General features: G+C 59.0%; 15 protein-coding genes. 6 read left to right on the plus strand and 9 right to left on the minus strand.

All coding sequences use genetic code 11. From position 1 onward, the window contains the following. Positions 1 to 72: 72 nt before the first annotated feature. The 6 genes from ACW9IR_RS26680 to ACW9IR_RS26705 form a co-directional block, all read right to left on the minus strand. Positions 73 to 411: a HopJ type III effector protein gene (locus ACW9IR_RS26680; RefSeq protein WP_102900671.1), complete on the minus strand. Its 339-nt coding sequence runs from the start codon at positions 409 to 411 to the stop codon at positions 73 to 75. Further along, a complete protein-coding gene (locus tag ACW9IR_RS26685) occupies positions 404 to 700 on the minus strand; it encodes a DUF1244 domain-containing protein (protein WP_016987026.1) in 297 nt (98 codons plus the stop codon). Before ACW9IR_RS26685 ends, ACW9IR_RS26680 begins: the two co-directional genes overlap by 8 nt. 99 nt (positions 701 to 799) lie before the next feature. Then, complete coding sequence (gene folX / locus ACW9IR_RS26690; protein WP_007914273.1) at positions 800 to 1171, minus strand: dihydroneopterin triphosphate 2'-epimerase; 372 nt, start codon at positions 1169 to 1171, stop codon at positions 800 to 802. Continuing rightward, positions 1172 to 1732 carry a GTP cyclohydrolase I FolE gene (gene folE / locus ACW9IR_RS26695; protein WP_102900670.1) on the minus strand — a complete coding sequence of 187 codons (561 nt, stop codon included), beginning with the start codon at positions 1730 to 1732 and terminating at the stop codon, positions 1172 to 1174. It lies immediately after the preceding gene. 20 nt (positions 1733 to 1752) lie between these two features. Beyond that, positions 1753 to 2463, minus strand: a complete 711-nt coding sequence (gene folM / locus ACW9IR_RS26700; RefSeq protein ID WP_457465622.1) for a dihydromonapterin reductase — start codon at positions 2461 to 2463, stop codon at positions 1753 to 1755. 133 nt (positions 2464 to 2596) lie between these two features. After that, positions 2597 to 3163: an antibiotic biosynthesis monooxygenase gene (locus tag ACW9IR_RS26705; protein ID WP_102900669.1), complete on the minus strand. Its 567-nt coding sequence runs from the start codon at positions 3161 to 3163 to the stop codon at positions 2597 to 2599. 212 nt (positions 3164 to 3375) lie between these two features. Between ACW9IR_RS26705 and ACW9IR_RS26710 the strand changes: the two genes are divergently transcribed. Further along, the gene (locus tag ACW9IR_RS26710; protein WP_102900744.1) at positions 3376 to 4335 is read left to right on the plus strand and encodes a MerR family transcriptional regulator; all 960 of its coding nucleotides are present in this window, start codon (positions 3376 to 3378) and stop codon (positions 4333 to 4335) included. 3 nt (positions 4336 to 4338) lie between these two features. Here the strand turns inward: ACW9IR_RS26710 and ACW9IR_RS26715 are convergent, their stop codons facing one another. Then, positions 4339 to 4944, minus strand: coding sequence for a hypothetical protein (locus ACW9IR_RS26715; RefSeq protein WP_034154507.1), 606 nt, complete (start codon positions 4942 to 4944; stop codon positions 4339 to 4341). 54 nt (positions 4945 to 4998) lie between these two features. Continuing rightward, complete coding sequence (locus ACW9IR_RS26720; protein WP_457465624.1) at positions 4999 to 5475, minus strand: PAS domain-containing protein; 477 nt, start codon at positions 5473 to 5475, stop codon at positions 4999 to 5001. A gap of 153 nt (positions 5476 to 5628) precedes the next feature. Here ACW9IR_RS26720 and ACW9IR_RS26725 point away from each other — a divergent pair, with 153 nt between their 5' ends. After that, positions 5629 to 6084: a flavodoxin gene (locus ACW9IR_RS26725; RefSeq protein WP_457465626.1), complete on the plus strand. Its 456-nt coding sequence runs from the start codon at positions 5629 to 5631 to the stop codon at positions 6082 to 6084. On the opposite strand, the gene ACW9IR_RS26730 is transcribed toward ACW9IR_RS26725, so the two are convergent. Beyond that, complete coding sequence (locus ACW9IR_RS26730; protein WP_457465627.1) at positions 6074 to 6961, minus strand: LysR family transcriptional regulator; 888 nt, start codon at positions 6959 to 6961, stop codon at positions 6074 to 6076. The genes ACW9IR_RS26725 and ACW9IR_RS26730 overlap by 11 nt on opposite strands. Before the next feature lie 95 nt (positions 6962 to 7056). On the opposite strand from ACW9IR_RS26730, the gene ACW9IR_RS26735 reads away from it, so the two are divergent. From ACW9IR_RS26735 to ACW9IR_RS26750, 4 genes are all read left to right on the plus strand, one after another. Beyond that, positions 7057 to 7443, plus strand: a complete 387-nt coding sequence (locus ACW9IR_RS26735; protein ID WP_095119438.1) for a CidA/LrgA family protein — start codon at positions 7057 to 7059, stop codon at positions 7441 to 7443. Then, positions 7433 to 8119 (plus strand): LrgB family protein, encoded by a 687-nt coding sequence (locus ACW9IR_RS26740; protein ID WP_102900666.1) that lies wholly within the window; start codon positions 7433 to 7435, stop codon positions 8117 to 8119. Before ACW9IR_RS26735 ends, ACW9IR_RS26740 begins: the two co-directional genes overlap by 11 nt. Before the next feature lie 131 nt (positions 8120 to 8250). After that, entirely contained in the window at positions 8251 to 9033 is a 783-nt protein-coding gene (locus ACW9IR_RS26745) for a class II aldolase/adducin family protein (protein ID WP_102900665.1), read from the plus strand. Beyond that, complete coding sequence (locus ACW9IR_RS26750) at positions 9033 to 9935, plus strand: alpha/beta fold hydrolase (protein ID WP_102900664.1); 903 nt, start codon at positions 9033 to 9035, stop codon at positions 9933 to 9935. The genes ACW9IR_RS26745 and ACW9IR_RS26750 overlap by 1 nt, the downstream gene beginning before the upstream one ends. Positions 9936 to 9973: the final 38 nt, after the last annotated feature.

Raw genomic sequence — 9973 nt, forward strand, 5'->3', positions numbered from 1 at the left:
CCATATGAGTCGACTGATACACCGCTATCGCGAGCAGGCTCACTCCTACAGGGGGGGGCGTTGCAGCTGGAATCAGCGGCGGGTCAGGGGTTGGGCGGTGAATTTCACGCCGGCCAGACCGTGCTTGATCAACGCACGAATATTGCCGTGATCACTGCCCTCAGGCGTCGCCACTACCGAGCGGTAATGCTCGCCGAACGCCAACAGCGCTTCTTCATCGCTCAGACCTTCCAGCAGCGCCAAGCCCAGGGTCTTGCACGAACCTTCGTTCTGCCCGGCGGCGTTTTCCACGCCACCGTTGTTGAAGGCTTGCGGCTGGTAGTCGTAACCGGCGGCGATGAACGCCAGGGTGTCGGCGAAAGCGTGTTCGCCGCTCTTGAGGCTGGCGCGCAGGGTGTTCAGATCACTCATGGGTTTTTCCTTTGGCGAACGCCGCTTGCTGGTCGGCGTTGGCTTCTTGCTGATATTGGGCTTTCCACTCGGCGTATGGCATGCCGTAAACCACTTCGCGGGCATCGTCGAGGCTGACCTCGATCTGGCGCTCGTCGGCTTCGGCCTTGTACCACTTCGACAGGCAGTTGCGGCAGAACCCGGCGAGGTTCATCAGGTCGATGTTCTGCACGTCCTTGCGGCTGTCCAGGTGGGCGACCAGCCGGCGGAAAGCGGCGGCTTCGAGTTCGAGGCGTTGTTGATCAGTCATGGGGGTCTCTGCGAGACAGCTTTGAGCGGCAAGCTTCAAGCTGCAAGATTGGATCGGGGTCGGCCGTTAGCTTACCGCTTGCAGCTCGAAGCTTGAAGCTCAGCGGCTAGCCGCGAGCGTGATCGACACCGATTCGGCAAATCGCAGCGCATGCGGCTTGTCGACTTCGACTTCGGCGTACAGCACCGAACCGTTGCTCATCACCAGATCGAGCAATTCCTGAGTCAGCCGTTCGAGCAGCGCAAAGCGATTGCCCTCGACGTGCGCGATGATCGCTTTGGTGATGGTGCGGTAATTCAGCGCGTGGTCGATGTCGTTGTCACGCACGGCTTCCTGAGCGGCATACAGAATGGTCAGGTTGATCAGCACATCCTGTTTGTTGAGGATTTCGTCCTCGTTGATCCCGATAAAGGTGCGCAAGCGCAGATCCTTGACTCGGATGCGCGCCATTCCCGGTTGAAGTTGTGGCATTTACTTGCTCCGTCCAATCAATTGCAGGAACTCCTGACGGGTGTTGCTCGACTCGCGAAAGGCGCCGAGCATGACCGAGGTGTTCATGGTCGAATTCTGTTTTTCGACACCGCGCATCATCATGCACATGTGTCTGGCCTCGATGACCACCGCGACGCCGGCGGCATCGGTGACTTGTTGCACCGCATCGGCGATTTGCCGGGTGAGGTTTTCCTGAATCTGCAGGCGGCGGGCGAACATGTCCACCAGGCGCGCGATTTTCGACAGGCCCAACACCTTGCCCGTCGGAATATAAGCCACATGGGCCTTGCCGATGAAGGGCAGCAGGTGATGTTCGCACAAAGAGTACAGCTCGATGTCGGCGACAATGATCATCTCGTCGCTGTCCGAGGCAAACAGCGCGCCATTGACGATCTCGTCGACGCTCTGCTCATAGCCATGACACAGGTATTGCATGGCCTTGGCCGCGCGCACTGGCGTATCGAGCAGTCCTTCGCGGTCTGGGTCTTCACCAAGGCCGATGAGGATTTCGCGGTAGTTCTCGGGCAGTGAACGGGTCATGGAAATCCTCGCGAATCGGCTTATTTGACGTGCCGTCCGCCGTTGACGGTCAGGGTCGTACCAGTGACATAAGGGTTGTCGAGCAGATAACGCAGGCTCTGATAGATCACTTCGCTGCCGGGTTCGATGCCCAGCGCGGATTTGGCCAGGGCCTTGGCGCGGTACGCCGCGTCGTCGTCGGGATTGAACAATAGCAGGGCCGGGGCGATGCCGTTGACCTTGATGGCCGGCGCATAGCGGGCGGCGAAGGACAGCGTCAGGTTGTCGAGCCCGGCCTTGGTGGCGCAATAACCGATGTGCTTGCTGCTGCCTTTGCGGGTGACATCGTCGCTGATATGGATGATGTCGGCGGGCGTCGAGCGCCTCAACAATTCACCGCAGTGCAGGTTGATCAAGTACGGCGCGAGCATGTGCAGATTGAACATGCGCGTGAAGGCTTCGGCCCCGCTGTCCGGGGTTTCGGCCAGCCACTCGGAAGCGTTGTGCACGATGGCGCGCAGGCTCTCGGTGTGGGTTTTCAGTGTTTCGATGAAGACGAGAATCCCGGCTTCGCTGGAGAAATCGGCGAACAGGCCGATGGCGCCCAGATCGCGCAGTGTCTGCACGCCGGGGCGTTCGCTGCGGTAGGTGAAGATGACGCGATGGCCTTCTTCGAGTAACCGCTGCGCGCAATGCAGACCGACACGCTGGCCGGCACCGGTGATGAGGATCGGGGCTGAGGAATCAGGCATGAACGGCTCGCATCGCGGTTGGAGCAAAAACTATAACAGCGACGAGCCTGAAAAGATCGCAGCCTGCGGCAGCTCCTACCCTGGTCTGTGTTCAGTCCTGTAGGAGCTGTCGAGTGCAACGAGGCTGCGATCTTTAATGTTTCTGAGGTGTCGCCGAAACAGGCAGGCGCACCGGGGTGCTGTTCAGCCAGTTCGCCAGCAGGCGCGTCGACAGCGGAATAAAGAAGTAGACCATCAGCGGCGTCAGGCACGCCGTGCTGATCAATACGCGCGGCAACAAACCCATGTCAGCGAGCAATGGGCCGAGGACAAAGTTGAACAACAGTGACACCGGAAAAAACGCCAGCCAGATCGCGACAGCCTGCTTCCAGCGCGGTGGACGCTGACCGGCCGCGCCGAACCAGCCTTCGATTCCACTGACCCGATGCTCTTTCGGGTGGGCGAAGAGATCACTGCCACGGCTCAACCACGCGGTACGGGATGCCGAATGCTCCCACGCATGCAACGTCTGCTCATCGACAAAGCGAAAAATGATCTGGAATTCGTTATCGCCGGGTGGCGGAGCGAGCACGCCAGAACCCAGGTAACCGGGGAAATCTGTGGCCAGTTGTTCGCCTTCGCGCAGCCAGGCGATCAGATCCTGATAGCGACCATCAGCGACGCGACGCGCTACCATCAGCGTGACGGGGGAAGTAGACATTTTGTATCTCCGTATTTCGAGTGCGTCACTCCGGGTAGGAATTTCGCCTGACGCAGGGCCGGGGTAGAGGCCTGCGTTTTCAACAAGCAAGGATTATTCCGGTTTTTCACGATTAAACCAGCGACTTTCGTCGCATTTCATCACTTGAATCCCATTGGGGCATAAGCGTTAGAATGGGATCCAATTGAATCGACATGGAAGTTGAACGCCATATGCCTGTCATAACGGACGCAAGCCCAGCTACGCAGGCCTCTGTTGCGCTCGAACGCGCTGATCTGTTCCCGATCCGTGAGGTCGCACGCCTCACCGGTGTAAACCCGGTGACCTTGCGCGCTTGGGAGCGACGCTATGGTTTGATTCAGCCGACACGCACCGAAAGCGGGCATCGGCTCTATTCGATGACCGATATCGAGCGGGTGCGCAGCATCGTCGACTGGATTGATCGCGGTGTCGCCGTGAGCAAAGTCGGCAAGATCCTCGCCAAGACCGAACCGATGAAAGTGCTGGCGCACATCATCCCCGATGATCTGGTGCAGGCTGATTACCTGCAGTGGCAGGAACAGATTCAGCAGGCGGTCAGCGCATTCGATGATCAGCAACTGGACCGTGTCTATGGCCAGATTTTCTCTTCTTACTCATTGCCGGTGGTGTTTCAGGACATCCTCATGCCGCTGTGGCTGCAATTGTTGCAGCGCCAGGAGGCGTTCGGGCAAACCAGCGAGTGGCTGTTTTTCGATGGCTTCCTGCGGGCGCGGGTGTTGCAACGGATCGTCATGCTGCGTGGCACCCAACCGCGCCGTGTGATCGTCAGCGCGCTGGCCGGGCAATGTCGAGAGCTGGAGTTGCTGGTGGCGGCGCTGTTTCTCAGCGACAGCAATTCCGGTGTTCGCGTGCTGACGACAGGTCAGCCGTTCGATGAGCTGACGTTGGTGTGCGAAAAGATCAAACCTGATGCACTCGTCCTGTTTTCCAATCACGCGCCCAGCACCGAATTGCCTCGGCGTCTGAACCGGTTGGCGTTGAGCCTCGATTGTCAGTTGATGCTGGCGGGCGATGCTTCAGATCTGGCGCAGGACAGCCTGGCCGGATCCTCTGTTGCCTGTCTGGGCAATGAAGGGGCGAACATGCGTCAGCGCATGCTGCAGTTTCTGGCCGGGAAGCTGGATACCTGAAACTCAGGTGTGAAGCGCAGGATGGGTGAGGCGATGTTGCTGCAGGATGAACTGACGCAGGCGTTCGGTTTCGTCGGTGTCGGTCTGGCTCAGTTCGTAGGCATAGAAACCGTTTTCGGTTTCCCGTTCGAAATTGCCACGCAATGAAATCCGCTCGTAACCCGAAGGGCTGAACCACAACGCGAAATGCTTGGGTGGTTTGGTCTTGTTGCGTACTTCAAGCAACACACCCTTATGCGAAACCTCGTGGACCCACAACGTGCCCGGCTGACCTTTGGCGTTCTCCAGGGCTACTGGCTCTTCGAGAGTCAGTCGCCAAGGCCGCACCATCGGGCCGTCTTCATAAATGCTCGGTACGCCGAGGCGCAGATGCAGTGCGTGAAACTCATCTTCCACCAGGTGCAACGGGAAGGTCATCTGCTGGTTTTCGAAGTTAGCCTGAATGGTCACTTGCTCGTGCGCGGCCAGGCGCGTGAGCAAATCGCGGATCTGTGAACCGCCGTTAACCAGCAGACTCGACGTCGCATCCCGCACGTTCAGTTGCGGGTTGTGCTGCATGGTCTGGATGAAATCCAGCTCATCCTGAGTGAGGAGGGCGTCGCGCTGCATGGCTAACTCAAAAGATATAGTTACAAAGTCATTGGTGATTGTAGTTAATGACACTTAGTTCGCGATTTTGTTTTGACCGTTTGTCGCTTTCACCGTAGCCAGTTCTGCTTTGAGGGCAGCGACTTCAGCTTCCAGTTGAACAACGCGCTGTTGCGCCTTGACCTGAACGGTGACGTCCTTCTGCACGCCAACGAAATATGTTTGCCCGTCTTCGACGTTTTTCACCGTCGAAATCGACAGTTCATTCCAGAACGGCGTACCGTCCTTGCGATAGTTGCGCAGGATTTCCCGGCACGAGCCGCCGTTATCCAGCGTTTCGCGAATCAGTTTCAGGCTGTCCTGATCTCGGTCTCCAGACTGCAGAAAGCGGCAGTCCTGATAGAGGATTTCCTCACTGGTGTAGCCGGTCAGTCGTTCAAAGGCCGGGTTCACATAGATCAGGATATCGTTCTGTTCACCTTCCTTTTCGGCGACCACGATGCCGTCGTTCGACGCGTTGATTACCATTTGCAGCAGGCTGGCGTTGATCATCTTTGAATCCTTTCAGAGTTGTCAGTGGCTCGCATTCTAGAAGAACCGTAGGCGCTGTCTACTGGCCATTACCGCCAATTGAGATCCAATCGCAGCTTTGCGTCGGAGGCTGTTACTATCGCCGCTCTTTTTTTCAGTTTCAGGATCAGATTGATGAAAGTCGCCATCCTCTCCGGTTCGGTCTACGGCACCGCCGAAGAAGTCGCCCGCCACGCCCAGAACCTGTTGAAAGACGCTGGCTTTGAAACCTTCTACAACTCGCGCGCCAGCCTCGCCGACCTTCAGGCGTTTGGCCCCGAAGCGTTACTCGCGGTGACCTCAACCACCGGCATGGGCGAATTGCCCGACAACCTGCAACCGCTGTATTCGGCGATTCGCGACCAGTTGCCAGCCGCATGGCGCGGTTTGCCGGGCGCAGTGATTGCCTTGGGCGACGCCAGTTATGGCGACACTTTCTGCGGCGGTGGCGAGCAAATGCGTGAACTGTTCGGCGAGCTAGGCGTGCGTGAAGTGCAAGAGATGCTGCGCATTGACGCCAGCGAAAGCGTCACTCCGGAAACCGACGCCGAGCCTTGGCTGGCGCAGTTGATCGAAGCCCTCAAGGGCTGATTCCGCGCTCGCGCAACAGCGCCAGCCATGCCTGCGCCGCTTTCGACAGATAGGCGCCGCGACGCCAGATGAAGGCGATATCCCAACGCAAATAGTCCGGTGCTCGCAAGCTCAGGCGAACCACGCCTGGCCGTACCAGTCCGCGTGCGACCACGCTGGGCAACAGCACCACGCCTTGCCCGGCGGCGACCAGCGCCGCAAGAAAATCGGCCTGACCGCTGCGTCCGCCTTCTTTCGGCGTGAAGCCCAATTGCTGGCATGCCTGCAGCAAGCGGTCGTTGAGCACGAAGCTGCGCTGATAGAGCAGAAAGGGCGTCTCGGCCAATTCCTCCAGACCGATCTCGCCCCGCTCGGCCAACGGATGATCCACCGGCAGCAAGGCGTCGAGTTGTTCATCGCAAAACGGCTGCCAGTCGAATTGCGGATCCTTTGGCAACAGACTGCCGCCCAACTCCAGTTCACCGCTCAGCACAGCCTGCTCGATATTGCGGCTACCACCCTCGAGCAACTGGATGCTGATATTCGGATAGCGCCGCCGGTATTCCGCAAACAGTTCGGCGAATAGCGCGTCGCTGCCGAGTAATGGCAGGCCGAGGCGCAGCTCTCCACGTGCCATATGACTGAGGTCGTCCAGCTCCGCGAGCAGTTCGTTGCGCAAACGCAGCATGCCCTCGGCCCGTTGCAGCACGACGCTGCCAGCGGCGGTCAGGCGCAATTGCGAACCGAGCCGTTCAAGTAAGGGCGTGCCGAGACTCTGCTCCAGTTGTGCGATCTGTTTGCTGACCGCTGACTGACTGATGTGCAGGGTTTTTGCGGCCTGGGTGAAACCGCCCTGATGCATGACTTCCACGAAACTGCGCAGCTGTTTGAATTCCATTGCCTGATTCCATTTTGGAATGGCTTTGAGTCTAACAATTCGCTTCGGCGATGGCAGGGTGCTTCGTAAAATAAGCGCCTGTCAGGAGCTAAATCATGAACGCCGTCACCCTCAAGCATCTCTCTCGTCTTCTCGCCGAACTCGCCGTATTGCTCGGTCTCTACCTGCTCGGCTGCCAACTGGCGGCATGGTTGGCGTGGCCAATCCCCGGCGGCGTCATCGGTATGGCGTTGTTGCTGCTGGCATTTGCCTTTGGCTGGGTCAAACCGGCAGCCCTGCAACTGGGCGCGGGACTGCTGATGGCCGAGATGTTGTTGTTCTTCATCCCGGCGCTGATGAGTCTGCTCGACTACGGCGCGCTGTTGCGCAATGACGGCTGGCGGATCCTGCTGGTCATCGCTGCCAGCACCTTGATGGTGATGCTGGTGACGGCTTTCACCGTAGAACTGGCCGTGCGCATGAGGCGGTCCCATGAAGCTTGAATGGATGCCCATGTTCTGGCTGGCCTTCACCCTGTTGGCGTATCTGTTCAGCCGCTGGTTGTATCGGCGCACCGGGCGCTATGTATTGTCGCCTCTGATTCTGGTGCCGGCGTTGTTGCTTGCGCTCGCCGTGCCCCTGCACACCGCCTATGCCGAATATTCCAGCAACACCCACTGGCTGATGCTGGTGCTCGGCCCGGTCACCGTGGCTTTTGCCGTGCCGATCTGGCAGCAACGCCGTTTGTTGATGCGGCACTGGTCAGCGCTGCTGTTGGGCATGGTTGCTGGCAGTGCAGCATCGATTGGTACTTCCTTCGGATTGGCCAGGGCGCTGGCACTCGACAGCTCGGTGACGATGTCACTGGTGCCGCGCTCGATCACCACTCCGTTCGCCATGCCGCTGGCGCAGAACCTCGGCGGCGTGCCGGAGTTGACCGCAGTCTTCGTGATGTTCACCGGTGTGTTCGGCGCGATGCTCGGCGGGGTGCTGTTGAAGTGGCTACCGTTGCGCAGTACCTTGGCCCGCGGTGCGCTGTTCGGGGTTGGCGCGCACGGTGCCGGGGTCAGCCGGGCCCATGAAGTGGGCGGGGAAGAAGGCTCAGTCGCCGGGCTGGTGATGGTCTTGACCGGGTTGCTCAATCTGTTTGCCGCGCCTTTGTTGGCGTCGTTGCTTTGACATGGATCCAGACTGTTTGCATCGCTGACTCGGTCAGTCATCAAGCTGGCTGCCAATGCAACTACGCGATCCTCTGCGCCTGACTAGACTGCTCGTACGTGCAGAACAATAAGAACGCAGAGGTGCATACAGTGAGCGTAGCCCCCGTCCAATCGTCCCTTAATGTCAAAGACCAGGTCAGTGCTGCGGAATGGCAGACCCGAGTCGATCTCGCCGCTTGTTATCGTCTGGTCGCGCTGCATGGCTGGGACGATCTGATCTTCACCCATATCTCGGCCAAGGTGCCGGGCACCGAAGATTTCCTGATCAACCCGTTTGGTCTGATGTTCCATGAGATCACCGCGTCGAGCCTGGTGAAAGTCGATCAGTCCGGCAACAAACTCATGGACAGCCCCTACGAGATCAACCCCGCCGGCTACACCATCCACAGTGCCGTGCACGAAGTGCGGCACGATGTGGTTTGCGTGCTGCATACCCACACCGCTTCCGGTGTCGCGGTGTCGGCGCAAAAGCAGGGCGTGTTACCGATCAGTCAGCAGTCGCTGTTCGTGCTATCGAGCCTGGCCTATCACGCCTACGAGGGTGTGGCGCTGAACCACGAGGAGAAGGCGCGCCTGCAGGCCGACCTTGGCGAGAGCAATTTCCTGATGCTGCACAACCACGGTCTGCTGACCTGTGGCGGCACCATTGCCGATACGTTTCTGATGATGTTCACCTTCCAGCGCGCCTGCGACATTCAGGTCATGGCGCAAACCGGTGGCGCTGAACTGATCGCCATCGAACCGAACATTCTGGCAGGCGCCAAAGCGATGATCGCCGGCGTCACCAAAAGTGCTCAAGGCATGGGTGGTGCGCTGGCCTGGCCGGCGTTGCTGCGCAAACTCGATAAACAAGACCCCGGATATAAACTCTAATGCCTCTTGCCGAGATTCCTCTGTGTGTCTGGCGCAAACGCAGCCAGACGTTTGTCTTTCGTGGCCAGCCGATTCGCTACTGGACGGCGGGGCAGGGTGAGCCGCTGTTGCTGATCCACGGTTTCCCGACCGCCAGTTGGGATTGGCATTACCTCTGGCAACCACTGGCCCAGCGTTATCGGGTGATCGCCTGTGACATGCTCGGCTTTGGCGATTCGGCGAAACCGATCAATCACACCTACAGTTTGCTTGAGCAGGCGGATTTGCAGCAGGCGTTGCTCGCGCACCTGCAGATCGACCAGCCGGTACATGTGCTCGCGCACGATTACGGTGACAGCGTTGCCCAGGAACTACTCGCCCGGCACTACGAAGACAAGATCGAAGTGGCCAGTTGTGTGTTTCTCAACGGTGGATTGTTCCCGGAAACCCATCGCCCGGTACTGATGCAGAAACTGCTGCTCAGCCCGTTGGGCTGGATGATTGGTCGGGCGTTTACTCGTGATGCTCTGGTGAAAAGCTTCCGGCAGATCTTCGGCCCGCAAACGCGGCCGAGCGAAAGTGAACTGGACGACTTCTGGAGCCTGGTCGACAGCAATCGCGGCCCGCGAATCATGCACAAGTTGATCGGGTACATTCCCGAGCGCCGCGTGCAGCGTGATCGCTGGGTGACGGCGATGCAGCGCGGCGAGATTCCGTTGCGGGTGATCGATGGTGAAGTCGATCCGATTTCCGGGGCGCACATGGTCGAGCGCTACCGCGAGCTGATTCCGGACGCGGACACGGTGCTGTTGCCGGGCATTGGTCACTATCCACAGACCGAGGCGCCAGTGCAGGTGCTCAAGCACTACCTAGCGTTTCGTGAGCGTTTTGTGCTGCCGCCGCGCAAAGTCGCCTGCTCCTGAAAGATCAAAAGATCGCAGCCTGCGGCAGCTCCTACATC

It is taken from the genome of Pseudomonas sp. SDT291_1_S447 (assembly GCF_054070155.1).